The sequence below is a fragment of the Actinomadura verrucosospora genome, from assembly GCF_039540335.1.
GTDB lineage: Bacteria > Actinomycetota > Actinomycetes > Streptosporangiales > Streptosporangiaceae > Spirillospora > Spirillospora verrucosospora.
The window spans coordinates 288,256-306,137 of sequence record NZ_BAABEV010000005.1 but is presented as its reverse complement, the minus strand read 5'-3'; the positions used below and the strand labels follow the sequence as shown (position 1 = coordinate 306,137).

Annotated in this window: 14 protein-coding genes; 4 read left to right on the top strand and 10 right to left on the bottom strand. The window is 70.3% G+C overall.

Annotated features, from left to right (window positions below; translation table 11 throughout):
- Nucleotides 1–286 precede the first annotated feature (286 nt).
- The 4 genes from ABD944_RS08710 to ABD944_RS08695 are packed head-to-tail and all read right to left on the bottom strand — an operon-like array spanning nt 287 to nt 5,689.
- Nucleotides 287–1,684, bottom strand: a complete 1,398-nt coding sequence (locus ABD944_RS08710) for an aldehyde dehydrogenase family protein (RefSeq protein ID WP_345174153.1) — start codon at nt 1,682–1,684, stop codon at nt 287–289.
- Nucleotides 1,681–2,538 (bottom strand): arginase family protein, encoded by an 858-nt coding sequence (locus ABD944_RS08705; RefSeq protein WP_345174151.1) that lies wholly within the window; start codon nt 2,536–2,538, stop codon nt 1,681–1,683. Before ABD944_RS08705 ends, ABD944_RS08710 begins: the two co-directional genes overlap by 4 nt.
- Nucleotides 2,535–3,977 carry a diaminopimelate decarboxylase family protein gene (locus tag ABD944_RS08700; protein WP_345174149.1) on the bottom strand — a complete coding sequence of 481 codons (1,443 nt, stop codon included), beginning with the start codon at nt 3,975–3,977 and terminating at the stop codon, nt 2,535–2,537. Before ABD944_RS08700 ends, ABD944_RS08705 begins: the two co-directional genes overlap by 4 nt.
- On the bottom strand, nt 3,977–5,689 hold the full coding sequence (locus ABD944_RS08695; protein ID WP_345174147.1) for a thiamine pyrophosphate-binding protein: 1,713 nt from the start codon (nt 5,687–5,689) through the stop codon (nt 3,977–3,979). Before ABD944_RS08695 ends, ABD944_RS08700 begins: the two co-directional genes overlap by 1 nt.
- A 122-nt stretch (nt 5,690–5,811) precedes the next feature.
- Here ABD944_RS08695 and ABD944_RS08690 point away from each other — a divergent pair, with 122 nt between their 5' ends.
- Nucleotides 5,812–7,770, top strand: a complete 1,959-nt coding sequence (locus tag ABD944_RS08690; RefSeq protein ID WP_345174145.1) for a primary-amine oxidase — start codon at nt 5,812–5,814, stop codon at nt 7,768–7,770.
- Here the strand turns inward: ABD944_RS08690 and ABD944_RS08685 are convergent.
- From ABD944_RS08685 to ABD944_RS08660, 6 genes are read right to left on the bottom strand one after another with little or no spacing between them, the layout of a single operon-like run.
- A complete protein-coding gene (locus ABD944_RS08685; protein ID WP_345174143.1) occupies nt 7,722–8,399 on the bottom strand; it encodes a GntR family transcriptional regulator in 678 nt (225 codons plus the stop codon). The two genes, ABD944_RS08690 and ABD944_RS08685, sit on opposite strands and share 49 nt — an antisense overlap.
- 41 nt (nt 8,400–8,440) lie before the next feature.
- A complete protein-coding gene (locus ABD944_RS08680) occupies nt 8,441–10,651 on the bottom strand; it encodes a N,N-dimethylformamidase beta subunit family domain-containing protein (RefSeq protein ID WP_345174141.1) in 2,211 nt (736 codons plus the stop codon).
- Nucleotides 10,644–11,801, bottom strand: coding sequence for an ABC transporter ATP-binding protein (locus tag ABD944_RS08675; RefSeq protein ID WP_345174195.1), 1,158 nt, complete (start codon nt 11,799–11,801; stop codon nt 10,644–10,646). Before ABD944_RS08675 ends, ABD944_RS08680 begins: the two co-directional genes overlap by 8 nt.
- A gap of 5 nt (nt 11,802–11,806) precedes the next feature.
- On the bottom strand, nt 11,807–12,601 hold the full coding sequence (locus tag ABD944_RS08670) for an ABC transporter permease (RefSeq protein ID WP_345174140.1): 795 nt from the start codon (nt 12,599–12,601) through the stop codon (nt 11,807–11,809).
- On the bottom strand, nt 12,598–13,437 hold the full coding sequence (locus tag ABD944_RS08665) for an ABC transporter permease (protein WP_345174138.1): 840 nt from the start codon (nt 13,435–13,437) through the stop codon (nt 12,598–12,600). Before ABD944_RS08665 ends, ABD944_RS08670 begins: the two co-directional genes overlap by 4 nt.
- Nucleotides 13,434–14,480, bottom strand: a complete 1,047-nt coding sequence (locus ABD944_RS08660; protein WP_345174137.1) for an ABC transporter substrate-binding protein — start codon at nt 14,478–14,480, stop codon at nt 13,434–13,436. The genes ABD944_RS08665 and ABD944_RS08660 overlap by 4 nt, the downstream gene beginning before the upstream one ends.
- A gap of 193 nt (nt 14,481–14,673) precedes the next feature.
- Between ABD944_RS08660 and ABD944_RS08655 the strand changes: the two genes are divergently transcribed.
- The 3 genes from ABD944_RS08655 to ABD944_RS08645 all read left to right on the top strand — a co-directional run bounded on the left by ABD944_RS08655 (nt 14,674) and on the right by ABD944_RS08645 (nt 17,860).
- On the top strand, nt 14,674–15,384 hold the full coding sequence (locus tag ABD944_RS08655; RefSeq protein ID WP_345174134.1) for an SDR family NAD(P)-dependent oxidoreductase: 711 nt from the start codon (nt 14,674–14,676) through the stop codon (nt 15,382–15,384).
- On the top strand, nt 15,384–16,169 hold the full coding sequence (locus ABD944_RS08650; RefSeq protein ID WP_345174133.1) for an SDR family NAD(P)-dependent oxidoreductase: 786 nt from the start codon (nt 15,384–15,386) through the stop codon (nt 16,167–16,169). Before ABD944_RS08655 ends, ABD944_RS08650 begins: the two co-directional genes overlap by 1 nt.
- 125 nt (nt 16,170–16,294) lie before the next feature.
- Nucleotides 16,295–17,860: an amidohydrolase gene (locus ABD944_RS08645; RefSeq protein ID WP_345174132.1), complete on the top strand. Its 1,566-nt coding sequence runs from the start codon at nt 16,295–16,297 to the stop codon at nt 17,858–17,860.
- Nucleotides 17,861–17,882: the final 22 nt, after the last annotated feature.

The following is a 17,882-nucleotide window of genomic DNA, read 5'->3' as shown; positions in this document are numbered from 1 at the left end:
ACCGACGGCATCCGCGACGACCTCACCGACCCGCGCACCTCCTCCAGCGAGACCGTGCGGGCATTCCTGTCCGAATCCGTGTGATCAAGGCGTTCAACCACACGGGCTACCACGATCTCGAGAACGAAGCCCGTCCCGCCGCGACGCCCGGACGCAAAGCACTCGCCATCTCGGGCGGCGATCCTGCCGACGGCGCCGTTCAGGTGGGGGCGGAGGTGGGCGGGTTCGAGCACGCGAGGAGGACAAAGCTGGTTGGCGCCGCACGAGGCCAGGGGTGGGGGAGTGGTCACTGGGTGTTCAGCATGACGCTCCTGGTCTCGGTGTAGAGGTCGATGGCCGCGGCCCCCATCTCGCGTCCCCAGCCGGAGGACTTGAAGCCGCCCCAGGGGGCCGCGGCGTCGGGCGGGTTGGGCATGTTGATCCACACCGTGCCGGCCTCCAGCGCCGCAGCCGTCCGGTGGGCCCGGCCGACGTCGCGGGTCCACACCGAGGCGGACAGGCCGTAGCGGGAGTCGTTCGCGCGAGCGGTGACCTCGTCGGCGTCGTCGAACGGGAGGACGGCCACGACGGGGCCGAATATTTCCTCACGCGCGATCCGCATGGTGTCGGTGACGTCGGTGAAGACCGCAGGGGTCAGGAAATGGCCGTCGGAGAGATGGTCAGGGCGCTCCCCACCGGCCACCAGGGTCGCCCCGTCCTCGAGGCCGCTGCGGACATATCTCTCTACCCGGGTGAGGTGGTCAGCGGACACCAGAGGCCCGAGGTCGGTCTCGGGCGACATGCCGTCGCCCAGCCGCATGGCAGAGACAGCCGCAGCCAGGCCATCGGCGAACTCGTCGACGATCCTGCGCTGGACGTAGACACGGGAGTACGCCGCGCACACCTGGCCGGAGTTCAAGAAGGCGCCCTGCACGATTCCGGTCACGGCCTCGGTCACCGGCGTGTCGTCGAAGACGACTACCGGTGTCTTGCCGCCCAGTTCGAGCGAGACGCGCTTGAAGTGGTCGGCGCTCGCGCGGACGATCTCGCGGCCGACGTCGGTCGAGCCGGTGAACGAGATCTTGGCGATGCCGGGGTGGCTCACCATCGCCCTGCCCACCTCCGGGCCTCCGGACACGACGGTGACGACGCCCGTCGGCACGCCGGCCTCGGCCATCAGGTCCACCAGCCGCATCGTGGTGAGCGGGGTCTGCTCCGCCGCCTTGATGACGCAGGTGTTGCCGCAGGCCAGCGCCGGAGCCAGTTTCCACGCCGCGATCATCAGCGGGAAGTTCCACGGGGTGATGAGGCCGCAGACTCCGACCGGTTCGCGCGTCGTGTAGTTGAGCACGCCGGGAATGGACACCGGGTTGGTCTCGCCGGTGATCTTGGTGACCCAGCCCGCGAAGTAGCGGAAGTGCTCGGCGGTCGCGGCGACGGAGACGTGTCGAGCGATGCCGAGGGGCTGTCCCTGGTCACGGGTCTCGAGCTCGGCGAGCTCAGCGGCGTGGGCCTCGACGAGCTCGGCGATCCGCCAGAGCACCCGGGCCCGCGCGGCGGGTGTCATGATGCGCCAGGCGCTACCGTGCCTCAGCGCCTCGGTCGCGGCGTCCACCGCGTTGTCCAGGTCGTTCTCAGAGGTGAGGGCCACGTCTGCAAGGTGCTCGCCGGTGGCGGGGTTGAAGGTCGCGAACGTGGAGTTCATGCCACACCGCCCGGGGCGTCGACGCCGAGGAGGGTGCAGACGCAGTCGGCTTCGAACTCGGTCACCCGACGCCGCCACCCCAGGTCGTCCGGGCTGTGCAGCGCGGTCATCTCGACCCCGATGACGTCCGAGGCGTCGGCGATCCCCCGGAGCACCGTGAGGACCTGTTCGTAGTCGAAGCCCCGGTCGCGGCCGTACCAGATGGGGTTGACGCTCACGTCGAGCACGTCCGGGTCGATGTGCACGTAGACGGGAGCACCGCCGATCGCAGCCACGACCCTCTCGGCCGTGTTCTCGGCGACCGGGACCATGGTGAGCGCGCTCGCCTCCGCTTGGCGCTGGCCCGCGATGTCGAAGTCGTCGTCGAGCGAGCGGGCACCGACGAGGATGGCCTGCTCGAGCGGGAACTCCCCGTGCCCGGTGTCCCACACGCCGCAGGCACCGGAGAGGCTCATGCAGCCCAGGAAGCCGCCGCTGGTGGTGACCGGGGTGTCGAAGTCGGAGTGGGAGTCGAACCACACGACCTTGGCCTCGGGGCGGGCTGCGTGGACGGCGGGAAAGGTGCCGATCGCGATGGAGCAGTCGGTCGACAGAACAACCGAGCGCCGGCCACTGGTCAGCGCGGTCCGGACGTGGTCGGCCGCCTGTTGGAAGACGGCCACGGAGTCGCGCAGGTCGTCCTCCCAGTCGGTCTTGCGGTACGGGCCGTCGCGGCCCTCCACACGTTCGGCGACGATCCCGCGCTCCGCGAGCGCGTCGCTCAGCAGGTTGACCCCGCGCCGGTCACGCGGGGTCTCCTCGGAGATGCGGACGGCGAAGGCGCGAGCACTGACCTCATCCTGCAGCACTGTCATGGGTGGTCTCCCGGGGTGATGGAGTGGGTGTCGGGTTCGAGTGGGGGGAGCAGCTCGCGGGAGAAGACGTCCGCGGCCTCCTCGCGACGACGGGCGAGCACCGGCTTCGGTCCGCGGACGAGGACGGTGGCGGGTCGGGGGATCGCGTTGAACTGGGTCGAGGCCGTCTCGCAGTAGGCGCCCTGGTTGAGGACCAGCAGGAGATCCCCCGGTGTTACGTCGGGAAGTTCGATGTCCTCGGCGATGGAGTCGTACGAGCACGTGGGGCCGACGACTTCGACCGGCGTCGGATGCGGGGCCGGCGACGTGGCCCCGACAACGACGATGCCGTGACCTGCCCGGGTCAGCGACCGGGTCATGAACATGGTGGCCGCGGAGTCGACGGTGACGAAGCGGCGGCTGCTGAACCAGTCGACGTCCTTGACGTCCTGGACCCGCGTCAGCAGGGTGACCGCGTCACCTACGTGAAAGCCGCCGGACTCCAGTTGTACGACGACGTCGGGCCAGCCGCCCTCGTGGAGCCCTGCGGCCAGGGCCTGCGCGTGCTCACGCACGTCCGGCAGGTCGCGCAGCTCGGCATCGGTTGCGTTGCCCGGGGTGCTGAGCAGGACACGTCTACCCTGGCGCAGGCCGCCCCCCAGGTTGATGCGCCGGGTCGTGATATCCCGCGCTGCCTTGAGGTGCGCCGCGAACGCGGCGAGTTCGCGGGCGCATTCCCGGACGTGCATGACTTGGCGCTGCGCATCGAAGTCGGCGCGGTAGCCGGCGAACCCGGCGTGGTGGGAGAGCCCGACATAGTCGAGCCATTGGTCTTCCGCGATCCGGGTGACGAGGGTCTCGGCGGCTCCGGTCGGGATGCTCGACCCGAACTTGGCCTCCGCCACCCGCAGCGTGCGCTCGTACGCGGGGTCCTGGGCCAGCAGGCGGCTGTACCGCAACTTGGCGCGCACCACGCATGGCACGACGCGACCGTGGCGTCGTCCGGCCTCGGAGAGTCGCTCGGCCTCGGCGAGGGAGTCGACGTTGACCTGGTGCACGCCGATCCGGGCGACGAGGTCGAGGTACGTCGCCGACTTGCCATTGCCGTTGACGATGATGTTCGCGGCCGGGATACCTGCGTCGAGTGCCGCCATCACTTCGAACTCCGAGCTCGCGTCGATGAGGGCACCGCTGCGGCAGAGGGTGGTGATGACGGCCCGGTTGTTGTTCGCCTTCATCGAGAACGCGATCTCGACCCGCTGGTCGATGGCGTCGTACGCCGCGCGCAGGGCGCCGTGGTTGTGCTCGAGCTGGCGCTCGGAGACGACCCAGGTCGGTGTGCCGAACTCCGCGGCGATGTCGGCCAGCGGGGTCTCCTCTATGTGCGTGACGCCGCTGCCCGACGGGGGAACGGTGGCCGGAAGAAGGCTCAAGGCGGAGTCGTAGGTCAGGCGCGTCATCAGACCCCCACGTGGCGCATCATGTCGAAGGGAGGCAGGGTGTCGACCGGGACGACGACGTCAACGAGCGTCGGTCCATCGGTTGAGAGTGCGGCGACGAGGGCAGGTCGCAGATCCTCCGCGGCCTCGACGCGGTGCCCGGACACCCCCACGGCCTCGGCCAGCAGGTCGTGACGGACGTCCACGAAGTCCAGGTCGCGAGAGGTGCCCTCGTTGAGGTCGTGCCAGAGCCGCTGGTAGGCGAAGGCCCCGTTGTTCAGCACGATGCAGGTGACGTCGCAGTCGTGGCGCCGGGCCGTCTCGAGCTCGCCCCAGCCGAAACCGAACCCGCCATCGCCGACCAGGGCGACCACCCGACGGCCCGGGTGGGCCCTGGCAAGCCCGATCGCGCCGGGGAAGCCGAAGCCCAGCGTCCCGGCGGCGCGCCCGTAGACGATCTGGTCGAAGTGCTCGCCCTGGGCGAGATAGCTCAACGCCCAGACGCTGCTGTACGCGGCGTCGCACACGACCAGGTCCTCGGGCCGGAGCAGGGCGCCGAGCTCACGGAACAGCCGGGCCGGGTGGAGGCCGACGTCCACGGGATCCGCGGCCACGGCCTGCTGGCGGGCCCGCACCTGGTCCCAGCGTGCCGGCAGGTCCATCCAGGGGGCGCGCGGGGTCGTCGCGAGCCGCTCGAGGAACTGGGGCAGCGTCTTCTCGACGAGGTCACGCACCAGAGTCACGTCCTGCGCGGCGAATCGTGAGCCGACGTCCTCGACGTCGACCCGGACCACCCTGCATGCGGGGCCGGGCAGCCGGCCGAGGTCGGTGGTGGCCCCGTCCATGGCCGAGCCGAGAACCACGACCACGTCGGCGGAACGCAGGGCCTCGTTGGCCACCCAGCCGGACCCGTCCTCGCGGTACGACATGAAGCCGGCGACCCCGGCGTACAGCGGGTGCCGCTCGGGGAAGCAGCCACGACCCATCGCGGTCGTGCAGACGGGGGCTCCGAGCCGCTCGGCGAGCTCGGTGACACCGGCACCGACGCCGGCCTGGCGCGCACCGTTGCCGACGAGGAGGACGGGCCGAGCAGCCGCTTCGATGAGGGTGACCGCCTGGTCGAGAGTGGACGCCGCGGCCACGGGGGAGGCTGCCACGGCCGGCTCATCGACCGGTTGTGCCCGGTGCGCATCGGCCTTCATCACGTCGTTGGGAAGCTCGACCAGGACCGGGCCTCGAGGGGCGGTCATGGCGACGTCGATGGCCTGCTGGAGCGTCGGCTCGACATCCTCCGGCCGGGCGGCTCGTGCCGCGAACTTCACCAACGGTGTGACGATGCCGACCTGGTCGGTCTCCTGGAAGGCGCCCGTCCCGTGGAGGTGCGTCTCCACGCCGCTGACGAGCGCGATGACCGGGCTCTGTGCGGCCTTCGCCTCGAGCAGGGCGATCGGAAGGTTCATCGCGCCGGGCCCGTGGATGCCGGTGGCGACGGTCGGTCGCCCGGTGGCGCGGGCGACGGCGTCCGCCGCGAAGCCGGCGCTGCGTTCGTCGCGCATGACCGTCGCCGTGACCGGGCTGTCCCCGAGGGCCTCGAACAGCCACTCCGGAGAGTCCTGGCCGAACACGTGGGTCACGCCGTTGCGCTCGAGGATCTCGGCCACGAGGTGCCCGCCGTGACGCGTGGGCGCGGGGGGCGGGGCTGCGGGTTCGGCTGGTCGCGTCTCGGAACTCATGGCCAGAGACACTAGCCCAAGCCTTGGCAACTTGGATACATTGATGCGAGATTCAGTGTCCGAACTGCGCGAATGCGAGACCGGATGCCGAAAATGTATCCAACGCACCGGAGGAGGTCATCGTGACCGTTCACGACGCGGCGCAGCCCCATCCGCTCGACCCGCTGACGGAGGACGAACTGCGTGAGGTCACCCGGACGCTGCTCGAGACGGGCCTGCTGACCGCCTCGGTGCGCGTGGCCTACGTCGGACTCGACGAGCCGACGCGCGGCGAGTTCGAGGCCGAGGTTCGCCCCGAGCGCCGGGCACGGGTTGTGCTGCACGAGACCACGCGGGTGGAGGACCGCGATGTGCTGGTGTCGGTCACCGACGCGGAAGTGCTCAGCGATCGCATCCTCGACGCGGCAACGGAGGGACAGTCGCCGGTGCTCGACGAGGAGTACGAGCTCGCGGAGCGCGTCCTGGCCGAGGACGACCGGTGGGTGACGGCACTGGCCCGCCGGGGCCTGCGACCCGACCAGGTGCGCGCGGCGGCCCTGTCCGCCGGCGTCTTCGACGATCTTGAGGAGGAGGAGGGGCGACGGATCCTGCGTGCGCTGGCGTTCCAGCAGCGGCATCCCGACGACCACGCCTGGGCGCATCCGGTGGACGGCCTGGTCGCCTTCGTCGACATCGTCGCGCGCCGGGTCACCGAGGTACTGGACGAGGGCGCCGTCGACGTCCCCGACGGCGACGACGGGAATTACCATCTCCGCGAGGAGCCGCCGCGCAGTTCACAACGTCCTTTGCTGATCACTCAGCCCGAAGGCCCGAGCTTCACCCTGGCCGGCCGGCACCTGCAGTGGGAGAACTGGGACCTGCGGCTCGGGTTCGACGCCCGCGAGGGACTGATCCTGCACCAGGTCGGGTTCCGCGACGAGGGCCGGTTGCGACCCGTGCTGCACCGCGCGTCCATCAGCGAGATGGTCGTCCCCTACGGCGACCCCTCGCCGGTCCGGTCCTGGCAGAACTACTTCGACACCGGCGAGTACCTGGTGGGCCGCTACGCGAACTCACTCGAGCTGGGCTGCGACTGCCTCGGGGAGATCACTTACCTCGACGCGGTCGTGGCGGACGCGCAGGGCGAGCCGCACGTCATCAAGAACGCGATCTGTCTCCACGAGGAGGATTACGGGGTGCTGTGGAAGCACAGCGACCCGTGGGCCCTGTCGAGCGAGACGCGCAGGAACCGGCGGATGGTCGTCTCCTTCTTCACCACCGTCGGGAACTACGACTACGGCTTCTACTTCTACCTTTACCTGGACGGGACGATCGCGTTCGAGGCCAAGGCGACCGGCATCGTGTTCACGTCGGCCGTGCGGGACCCGGACTGCCGCCACACGGCACAGATCGCACCGGGCCTGGGCGCGCCGTTCCACCAGCACCTGTTCTGCGCGCGTCTCCACATGGCGGTCGACGGGCCGACCAACCGGGTCGAGGAGGTCGAGGCCGTGCGGATGCCGGTCGGCCCCGGCAACCCTCGTGGCAACGCCTTCACCCGGTCCCGGACTCCGCTGACGCGGGAGTCCGAGGCGCAGCGGTTCGCCGACGCCTCCACCGGCAGGACCTGGCACGTGGTGAACCCGAACTCCCTCAACCGGGTGGGCGAGCCGGTGGCCTACGCCCTGCACCCCGAAGGCCAACCGACGCTCCTCGCCGACCCGTCGTCGTCCATCGCCCGGCGAGCGGCCTTCGCGACGCGGCACCTGTGGGTGACCCGCGCGGCGCCCGGCGAGAAGTACGCGGCCGGAGACTTCGTCAACAGGCACCCGGGCGGTGCCGGGCTCCCGGCGTACGCCGCGGCCGACCGCGACATCGACGGCCGGGACATCGTGGTGTGGCACACCTTCGGACTGACGCACTTCCCGCGCACCGAGGACTGGCCGGTGATGCCGGTGGACCACACCGGGTTCACGCTCAGGCCCGCCGGGTTCTTCGACAGGAACCCCACCTTGGACGTCCCGTCGGGACGCGGGCGGCGCGCCGCCGAGGGTCAGTCGTCCGAAGAGGGCTCCTGCGGTTGCCCGGTGGCGGAGAGGTGACGGATCAGCGCGACCCGGGTGTAGCGGATGTGCTGGCGCAGCAGGGTGCCGGCCCGCTCACCGTCGCGGTGGCGCAGGGCGTCGATCAACAAGTTGTGTTCGGCGATCACGACCTCACGGTCGATGGGCGTCGCCACCCCCATGTAGGCGCGCCGGAAGTGCTGCGAGGAGTTCCAGAAGTCCTGGACCAGGCGCTGCAGGCGCGGCATGCCGGCAGCCTTGATGCTGGCGAGGTGGAACGCCCGGTCGCTCGACAGGGCGCGCTCCAGATCGCGGCTGCCGTGCTCCGGCATCACGGCCTGCTCGAACTCGCGGCAGTGCTCCTCGAGTTCGGCGATGTCGGCATCGGTCAGGTTGACCGCGCTGTGCTCGATCGCGAGCGGCTCGAGGCGTTCGCGCATGAGGTAGACCTCGACGAACTCCTGGAGGTCCATGTCGGCTACGCGGGCCGAGACGTTGGGGGAGAGCCGGACCAGTCCCTCGCTCTCCAGATTCCTCAGCGCGTCCCGTACCGGGATGCGGCTGACGCCGAGCGCCTCGGCGACCCATTCCTGGCCGATCCGTGCGCCGGCGGCGAGACGGCCCTCGAGGATGGCTGTGCGGAGAGCCCGCGTGGCGTAGGTGGCCATCGTCTCGCCCGGCTCGCGGGGAGGGAACTCGGCCGACTCACTCACAGGGCCTCACCGGCGGCGCGCTGACGAAAGTCGTCGAGGACGTTCCGGGTGATCCGGGCGACCCCGTTGTCGTAGTCCTGGTGGGAGAGACTGGCGATCCAGTTGACGGAGCCGGTGCTGAAGACTCCGCCCCCTGCCGCCGTTTCGAAGTAGACGACATCGGAGCGGACCTCGGCGGACTCGGACCCGCCTTGACCGGGCTTCATGGCCGGGACCTCTTCGATCGCACGCTGCATCATGTCACTATGTCGGCCCCGCGAGGTGGCCAGCACGAACGTGCCGGGCGGGGTCCCGAGCGACACGTCGGTCCGGTCGATCTCCGCCCCGGCCGCGCCGGACATGTTCTGGCCGTAGTCGCCCAGCGGAGCCTCGATGTCCACTCCGGCGACGATGAACCCGACGCGCGGGTCCTGGGCGTCGGGTTCGAACCGGTAGGACGCCGAGTCGCCGCCCTGAGCGGTGAAGCCGACGCCGACCAGCCGCTGGGGCGCGCGCCCGCGGTGACGCCACAGGCCACCACGCTCACCGTTGGTGTGGTGCTCCTCGCCGGGCTCGCTGCTCCAGGCACGCGTACCGGCCAGGCCGCGCCGCAGCTCGATCACATCGGGCCGGTCGGACAGCACGGTCGTCACCCAGTAGAAGCCGTTGCCGCCGAGGTACATCAGCGACCCGCCGCCGTCGAGATAACCCGACAGTGCGTCGAGCATCTGCTCGGTCACGTACTCGGGGTGGGAGCCGGTGAGCACTGTGGAGTAGCCGTTCAGCAGGTCGGCGCCTTCGCGGTGCAGGTCCTCGTCGGTCACGACGTCCACGTCGATGCCGGCCACGGTCAGCCAGTCCACCAGGTAGAGGTCGGCACTGAGGCACCAGCCTCCTCCACCGCTCAGGGACCACGGATAGCTCGGTTCCATCGACAGCACCGGACGCAGTCGCGATACGTGGGCGGTCCCACTGCCGTCGCGGTGGCGGTTGTAGAGCGACAGACCGAGATCGCCACGCTCGGTGAGGATCGCGTCGACCTCGTGGAGCTCCCCGACGGGTCTGCCGGTCAGCTCCACCGCCCGGGTGAGGTCGAGGCGGTAGTTGGAGTAGGCGAGATAGGTGTAGGTGGGCACCAGCAGAACGGTATCGCTCGTGGGCCTGCCCGGCGCGGGCCGGACGAAGAACAGCACGTGTCGTTCGGCCGTCCCCGACCGCAACCGGGCGGCGTAGACGCCACTCGGTGTGTCCGCCGGTACCTGCCAGGAGAAGTCCACCTCCCAGCCGCAGTCGGCCAGGTCGTCGTCGTGGAAGTGCGCCGCGGCGTAGTGGCTCGGCTCTTCGGCCGGGGACATCGCAGTGCCGTCCCAGAGGTGACCGGTGACGGCCCGCAGAGGCGTGTTGACCAGGCGTCCGTGCGCCTCGTGGCCGGAGGCGTCGACGACGCGCGCACTGTCCGGGTCGCGCCCCAGATCCCACGAACCGATCAAGGTCAGGCCCGCGGCGGAGGCCGGATCGCCCGACAGGGAATCGAATTCGTCGACCGCTGCGGCGCCGGCCCACAGCCGGGGAGCCTCCAGCTTCCCGTTGAAGCTGCCGACGGCACGGCCCGACGTGTCGACGCCCAAGCGGCCGACCAGCAGGTCGCCCTTGATCTGCCAGGCCGGCCCAGTGGCCCCCTCGCCGGTCGCGCGCGCGACGTCGTCGACGCCCGCGTAGGTTCTGAGCCGACGGCAGACGACGGCCACGGTGCCACTGCTGCGGTCGACGCTTGCGGTCAGCAGGTGCCAGTGGTGCAGCAGCAGGGGAGCGCCGGTGCTCACGACCAGGTCGCCGCAGCGGACGGTGGCCGCCCCGGTGGCGTCGAGCAGCAGCGCCGGGCCTCCCGGGAGCGCGACGACGCCCTGGTCTTGACCGGTGGACAGCGTGGGGTAAACCCAACACTGGAGCGTCAGGGCGGCCGCGGTCGTTACGGCGATGGGCGCCGTCATCGCCGAGCCAGGGCGGGTCGGCTGCACCCGGCCGGCGTACTCGCCGTCGATGTCGGCCCCGACCGGAAGGCAGTCGAGAACGTCGGGCGTGCCGTCCGTGCGGGGGCCGCCGCGCGTGATTCGGACGATCTCCGCGTGGTAGCTGGAAGCGCAGCTGACGTGGAACGCGACGGTCCCTCCCGGCGTGACCGACCACACCGACGGGTAGCCGAGGATCTCCTGGGCGGGTTCAGCCATGGACCCGGCCCTCTTCCAGGTCGGTGAACAAGACGTCGTCACCGACCCGCCAGGTCAGCCGTACGCGGTCGCCGACCGCGAGATCCCGGCGCGTGTCCGCGGCCGAGCGCACGTGGCGGTGCTCGCCGGAGCTCAGCTGGACGTAGTACTTGACGCTCGCGCCCAGGTACATCACGTTGGTCAGCAGCCCGGAGATCGTGTTGTGCCCGGGGGCGGATTCCTGTCCGTGGTCGGGCTCGACCCGCATCCGCTCAGGACGGACCATGAGCGCGACCTGGCCACCGGGCCGAAGGGGATGACCGGTGCCGTCCGGCGACGTCGCAGTAAGGCCGGTGATGCCGTACGGGGAGACGATCACGCGTCCGTCCCGGTGCTCGGAGACCGAGCCGCGGAACACGTTGGACTCGCCCATGAACTCGGCGACGTAGAGCGAACTCGGGGACTCGTAGAGCTCCTCCGCGGTGCCGAGCTGGCTGATCTCCCCGTTCCGGTAGACGGCGATGCTGTCGCTCATCGCCAGGGCCTCCTCCTGGTCATGGGTCACGTACACGATGGTGACGCCCAGCTCGCGATGGAGCCGCACGATCTCGATCTGGAGTGCCTCACGCAGGTTCTTGTCCAGAGCGCCCATGGGCTCGTCCATCAGCAGCAGGCGAGGTTCGAAGGCGATGGCCCGCGCGAGCGCGACGCGCTGCTGCTGGCCGCCGGACAGCTCGTGCGGTCGGCGCGACCCGTAACCGTCGAGGTGCACCCGCTCGAGTACCTCGGCGGCCCGCCGTCGTCGCTCGGCCTTGGGGACGCCGCGCACCTCCAGTGGGAACGCCACGTTGTCGGTGACGTTCATGTGCGGGAACAACGCGTAGTTCTGGAACACCATACCGATCTCTCGCCGGTGCGGCGGGACCGAGGTGATGTCGCGTCCGTCGAGGGTCACGCTGCCGCGATCGGGCGGTACGAATCCCGTGATCGCGTTGAGCGTGGTGCTCTTCCCGGAGCCCGACGCGCCCAACAGGGTGAGGAAGGTCCCCGGTGCGACGTCGAGGTCGATGTTCCGCAGGGCCGTGACGTTCCCGAAGGTCGTCCCGACTCCCGTCAGCCGCAGGTGGCCGCCGCTGGTCGAGACCACGGCCGGACTGGTGCGTCTCTGCATGGACGTCACGTTCGTCTCCTCGTACGCAGGAATGAGCCGATGCCCAGCGCGAGAAGCGCCACCGTGGTGACGAGCATCAGGAGGGTCGCAGCGGCGGCCACCGTGGGGTCGAGGCCGGTCCGCAACTGGTTGAAGATGACGACGGGCAGCGTGCGCACGGTCGGGCTGGTGATGAAGCCGGCCACCACCACGTCGTCCCATGAGGTGATGAAGGCGAAGATCGCGCTCGCCGCCAGGCCCGAGGCCAGCTGGGGGAGCGTGATCCGCCGGAAGACCGTGACGGGGCGCGCGCCGAGTCCCGCCGCCGCGCGCTCCAGGTCGGGGTCGATCGTGCGGAGGCTCGTCGAGATCGAGACGACCGAAAGCGGCAGCGCGAGCGCTGTGTGAGCCGCGACCAGGCCCAGGGTCGTGCCGGCGATGCCGAGCCGGACGTAGGCGAAGTAGCAGCCCACGCCCACGATGACGACGGGCACGATCATCGGGCTCATCATCAGCACGTTCAGGGTGCGCTGTCCGGCGAACGAGCCCCGCACGAGCGTGAGCGAGAGCAGCGCGCCCAGCAGGGTGGCGGCCAGCGCGGTCCACAGCGCGACCGAGACGCTGGTGGCAGTGGCGGCACGCCACTCGGGGTCGGTCAGCAGCATCTGGAACCAACCCATCTGGAAGCCCCTGGGCGGCCAGCTGAGCCGGGAGCTCTCGGTGAACGCCATCGGAACGATGACCAGGGTCGGGATCACCATGAACGCGGCGACCAGGAAGGTCCACGTGCGCAGGGCGACGGTGCCGGCAGAGATCCTCATGACTTGCTCCGTCCGGTCGGGTCGAGCGACACCGCCCGGCTGGCGAGGGCCAGCACGCCGAGCGTGGCGCCGAGCAGGACCATGCCCAGAGCGCTGCCGACGCCGAAGTTCAGCAGCCTCGTGGTCTGCTCGACGATGAGCTGGCTGACCATCACGTCGGCGGGGTCGCCCAGGATGGCGGGGGTCAGGTAGAACCCGAGCGAGATGACGAAGACCAGCACACAGCCCGAGAAGACGGCCGGCACCGTCAGCGGCAGGAACACCTTCCGGAAGGCGGCGAACGGCCGGGCCCCGAGGATGTGGGCGGCCGGCACGAGCGTCGCGTCGACGCGCCGCATCCCGGCGTACAGGGTCAGCACCATGATCGGGAGCAGCACGTGCACCATGCCGATGACGGTGCCGATGTCGTTGCGCATCATTTGGACGGGCTCGGTGGTGAGGCCTGCGGACCGCAGTGTCGAGTTGACGACACCGGTGTCCTGCAGCCACACGGTCCAGGCATAGGTGCGGACCAGGATGCTCGACCAGAAGGGCAGCAGGACGAAGAACGTCAGGACCATGGCGGTGTGGCCCTTCGCGCGGTTCATGACGTACGCGTATGGATAGCCGATCACCAGGCACAGGACCGTGACGACGACCGCGATCCGGAACGTCGTCAGGTACGAGCGAAGGAAGACGGGGGACTTGCCGAAGAACTTGTAGTTCTCCGGCCCCGGGTCGGTGAGGCTGATGTGGAGCATGTCGAGCAGCGGCCAGAAGAAGGCGACCCCGAGGAAGGCGACCGCAGGGACGGCCAGCCAGTTCCAGCCGACCCTGCGTGCTGACCGTCTGGTCACTTCTGGAGCCACTCGACGAACTGGTGGGACACGGTCTCGTACTGCTTCGCGTTGAACGCGTCGTCGAAGCGGTAGGACGTGCCGCCCTTGCCGGCGGGCAGGTAGCCGTAGGTCGGCGCTTTCGGGTCCGGGGTCGCACCGGTGGTGGCCGGCGCGACCGGGTAGATCTTCGAGAGGTCCGCGTTGTGCTCGACCGAGGTGATGTAGGCGGCCAGCTTCATCGCCTGCTCCGTGTTGGGAGCGCCCTTGAGGACGACGAGGTAGTCACCGCCGAGGCCGTAGCCGTCCCAGACGACGTGGAGTGGCGAGCCGTTCTTCACGGCGGCGTACACCTGGCTCGCGAAGGTGAGGCCCATGCTGGCCTCACCACTGCTGAGTGCCTCGATGGTCTCGGTGGGGCTCGCCGACCAGATGATGCTGTCCTTGATGGTTCTGAGCTTGGCAAGCGCCCGGTTGACGTCGAGCGGATACAGGTCCTTGGGCGCCACCCCGTCGGCGAGGAGCGCGCCCTCGAGCAACCCGGTGCCCACCGGCTCCTTCCAGACCACCCGCTTGCCCGGAAAAGTCCTGATGTCGAAGAAGTCCTTCCAGGACGTGGGAGTGCCCTTGAGGGACTTGTCGTTGAAGGCCAGCACCGCGGCCCAGGTGTGCAGCGGCACACGGTACTTGTCGCCGTCGGCGCATGTGATGACCGCGCAGTCGAGCGGCTGCAGCAGGGCCTGGGTCTTGGCGTCGGCTCCGAAATCGCCCGCCACGTCGAGGAGGTCCCAGGTGACGCGGCCGGAGTCGACCATCGCCTTGATCTTCGCGTAGTCGGTGGATCCGACGTCCTGGACGACCGAGACGCCCGTCTCCTTGGCATAGGGCTTGAGCCAGGCGGCCTCCTGCGCGTCCTGGAGGTTGCCGCCGTTGGAGACGAAGGTGACGGCGGACCCACCGGCCGACTGGGGGCCCGTGCTCCCGCAGCTGGAGAGGGCGACGGAGGCGGCGGCGATAGAGGCGAGAGGGATGAGGCGCCGAGCGCGGAGGGGCCAGGTGAGCATGGACGGTCCTTCCCATGAAATGTATCCAGAAGATAGGAGTCGCGTGGGCTGAGTGTCAATGATTCAGGGACGATTCACCTTGCTCTATGTAATATGTATCCAAGATCGCTCTGGAGTCGTTGGCGGGCAGGTGGGAGTGGGAACCATGGCGGGTGAAACGGCGGACGCGGCCGATGCTCGGGGAGTGGCCCTCGTGAGTGGCGCTGCCGGGGGCATCGGGGCTGCGACCGCGCGGCTGCTCGGTGCCCGGGGGCACCGGCTCCTGCTCGCGGACCGGGCGGACTGCACCGCGGTCGTCGAGGAACTCCGCGAGGCCGGCTGCAGCGCGAGCGGGCATCGGGTCGACGTCCGGGATCACGAGGCGGTCGAGGACCTCGTCGCGCTCGCAGCGGAGTCTCCGGCCGGCCTCGGCGTTGTGGTCGCCAGCCACGGTGTCCCGGGCCCGGACGCCACCCTCGATCAGACGTCGCCGGACGAGGCGGCCGAGGTCCTCGCGGTCAACCTCGCCGGCAGCCTCAACCTGTCCCGCGCGGCCGCGCGGCAGATGGCGAGCCAGCGGTGGGGACGGATCGTCCTCGTGGCCTCGGTGGCGGGTAAGGAAGGCAACCCGCGCAGCGTCGCCTACAGCGCGTCGAAGGCCGGTGTGATCGGGCTGGCGAAGGCATTGGCGCGGGAGTTGGGCCCGATGGGTGTGCTCGTCAACTGTGTGACCCCTGGCGTGATCGAGACCGAGATGACGAAGCGAGCCGAGGGGCTCATGGACTACGTGCTGCAGCGGACACCGCTCGGGCGACTGGGGCAGCCGGCGGAGGTGGCCGAGGCGATCGCCTGGTTGTGCTCCCCTGCCTGCACGTTCACGTCGGGAGCCGTGCTCGACGTGTCGGGTGGACGGGCGTCCTACTGATGAGCGGGAGCAGCGTGCCGGCCGCCGACACGAGAAGCCTGGACGAACGGATCGCGGTCGTGACCGGTGGTGCACGGGGGATGGGGCTGGCCTTCGTCAAGCGACTCGCGGCGCTCGGCGCCCGCGTGGTCTCGATCGACCGCACGCACGACCCCGTCCCACCTTCCGGCGGCGTCGCAGAAGCCGACGTGTGGAGGGTCGACTGCGACCTGACGGTCGCCGACGAGGTCGAGGCCGTCCTCGAACGCGTCGCTGAGGCATGGGGGCCCGTCGACGTTTGCGTCTGCAACGCCGGGGGCGGCACCGGCGAGATGTGGGAGAACTCGCCGACGCGGACCGGATGGCCGGCGTTCTCCGGTGCCTACCAGACCAACATGGCCACCGTCGTGAACATCTGCGGGCCGCTCGCCGCGGGGATGGCGGCGCGCGGTCGCGGCAAGATCGTGACGGTCTCGTCGGTCGCGGCGCTGCGGCCACGGGCGGATGGCGGCTACGCCCACTACGCGGCCGCGAAGGCGGCGGTGATCGCGTACACCAGGTCGCTCGCACGCGAGGTCGCGCCGTACGGCGTCAACGCCAACGTGATCGTCCCCGGGGCGGTCGGCACCGAACGCGTGCTCGCCAAGATCCGTGCCGTCGGGATGGAGGAGGCGCTGTCGACCATCCCCCTTGGGCGGCTGTGCAGCCCCGAGGAGTGCGCGGACGTGCTGGAGTTCCTGGTGACCGGCCCGTCGGACTACCTGACCGGGGTCGTTCTGCCGGTGGACGGTGGGATGAGCCTGTGAGGGCGAAACTGGTCTGGTCGGACAGTGCGGCAGTGGTCTGTGCTCCGAACCAGTCGCCGCTCTAGCGTCCTCGTATGCCCAGCGAGACCCCTTCCGAGACCCTGGTTCGCGCAACCGTACGGACGATGAGCACCGCGCACCCGGAGGGCTCCGCGCTGCTGTGCCGGAACGGTCGCGTGGCCGCCGTGGGGGAGTGGGACCAGGTGCGCGGGCTCGCCTCGGCTCGGGCCGAGCTCCTGGATCTGCGCGGGGCCACGGTGCTCCCGGGATTCACCGACAGCCACAACCACATGCTCTGGACCGGGATGCGGCACGGAGCCCTGGACCTGTCCGGGAGCCGGAGCATCGCCGAGATCGGCGACCGCCTGAGAAAGTACGCCGCGCAGCATCCGGACCTGCTCTGGATCACCTCGAGCGAGGGATGGTTCGTCGAGGACCTGGCCGAACGCCGGATGCCCGACCGTGAGGAACTCGACGCGTACTGCCCCGACGTGCCGGTCTACCTGCCCCGCCTGGGGCACGCCGCCTCGGTCAACTCGCGGGCGTTGCAGGCCGCCGGCCTCCACGCGGGCAGTCCGGACGTGGCCGGCGGCCACATCGTCCGTCGTCCCGACGGCGAGCCCTCAGGTGAACTCCAGGAGGCGCCTGCGATGCGCCTCGTCTCGCGACTGGTGCCCGAACCCTCGCGACGCGAGGTGCTGCGGGCGCTCACGGACGTGCAGCAGGAGTACCACCGTCGCGGTGTCACCGCTGTGATCGACCCGGCCCTGACCGCCCCGGAGCGGGCGGCGTACGCCGCGGCGCGCGACCGTGGTGCGCTCACCGTCCGTACAACGATGATGCCGGTCCTGGAGCCGGACCTGTCCGACGACGATGTGGCCGGTTGGCTGGCCGGGCTCGCGGGCCCCACTGGCAGTGGTGACTCCTGGCTGAGGTACGGCGCGATCAAGGTCTTCCTCGACGGCGTCGTCTCGATGGGCACCGCCTGGGTGCGCGACCCTTATCCCGGCACCTGTGACCACGGCACCCGCATCGTGGCGGCCGACCGGCTAGCGCTGATCGTGCAGGAGTGTGTCCGGGCCGGCTGGTCGCTGGGCATCCACGCGATCGGTGGACTGGCCGTCGACGCGGCACTGGCCGCACTGGCCGCTGCCCCGCGCACCCGGGTGGCCGGGCTGCGCTGCTCCCTGATCCATGCCTACCTCGGACCCACCGCCGGCAACATGCGTACCGCCGCCGCCCTCGGGATGGGGCTGGCCGCCCAGCCGCAGATGCACACCTGGATCGCCCCGCGTCTCGCCGAGATGTGGGGGCGTGAGGTGGCGGACGCCGCATCCCCGCTGCGCTCCTGGCTCGACGCCGGAGTGGTGGTGGCCGGTGGCTCCGACTCGCCGCTGACCCCGACAGACCCGATCGCGGGCATCCACGACGCCGTCACCCGGCTGGTCGCCGGAAGGGGCGTGGCCGGAGCGGAGCAGCGCGTCGACGTGGCCACCGCCCTCGCCATGTACACCACCTCGGCCGCGTGGCTCGCCTTCGCGGACCACGAGCGCGGCGCCCTCGTGCCGGGGCGGCTGGCCGACTGGGTCGCGCTCGACAGGGATCCACTGGCCACCCGTCCCGAGGACCTTCGCTCGATCCGGGTCCTCCAGACCCGCGTCGGCGACCGCACCGTCTACGACAACCGCTGACGCCCGAAGAGAGGAACCTCCC

What these genes read in the sequence shown, in the direction of transcription:
- ABD944_RS08685 (WP_345174143.1), bottom strand. Translation starts at nt 8,399, where the DNA reads ATGGCCACCTACGCCACGCGGGCTCTCCGCACAGCCATCCTCGAGGGC.
- ABD944_RS08695 (WP_345174147.1), bottom strand. Translation starts at nt 5,689, where the DNA reads ATGAGTTCCGAGACGCGACCAGCCGAACCCGCAGCCCCGCCCCCCGCG.
- ABD944_RS08650 (WP_345174133.1), top strand. Translation starts at nt 15,384, where the DNA reads ATGAGCGGGAGCAGCGTGCCGGCCGCCGACACGAGAAGCCTGGACGAA.
- ABD944_RS08700 (WP_345174149.1), bottom strand. Translation starts at nt 3,977, where the DNA reads ATGACGCGCCTGACCTACGACTCCGCCTTGAGCCTTCTTCCGGCCACC.
- ABD944_RS08680 (WP_345174141.1), bottom strand. Translation starts at nt 10,651, where the DNA reads ATGGCTGAACCCGCCCAGGAGATCCTCGGCTACCCGTCGGTGTGGTCG.
- ABD944_RS08670 (WP_345174140.1), bottom strand. Translation starts at nt 12,601, where the DNA reads ATGAGGATCTCTGCCGGCACCGTCGCCCTGCGCACGTGGACCTTCCTG.
- ABD944_RS08645 (WP_345174132.1), top strand. Translation starts at nt 16,295, where the DNA reads ATGAGCACCGCGCACCCGGAGGGCTCCGCGCTGCTGTGCCGGAACGGT.
- ABD944_RS08660 (WP_345174137.1), bottom strand. Translation starts at nt 14,480, where the DNA reads ATGCTCACCTGGCCCCTCCGCGCTCGGCGCCTCATCCCTCTCGCCTCT.
- ABD944_RS08705 (WP_345174151.1), bottom strand. Translation starts at nt 2,538, where the DNA reads ATGACAGTGCTGCAGGATGAGGTCAGTGCTCGCGCCTTCGCCGTCCGC.
- ABD944_RS08710 (WP_345174153.1), bottom strand. Translation starts at nt 1,684, where the DNA reads ATGAACTCCACGTTCGCGACCTTCAACCCCGCCACCGGCGAGCACCTT.
- ABD944_RS08675 (WP_345174195.1), bottom strand. Translation starts at nt 11,801, where the DNA reads ATGCAGAGACGCACCAGTCCGGCCGTGGTCTCGACCAGCGGCGGCCAC.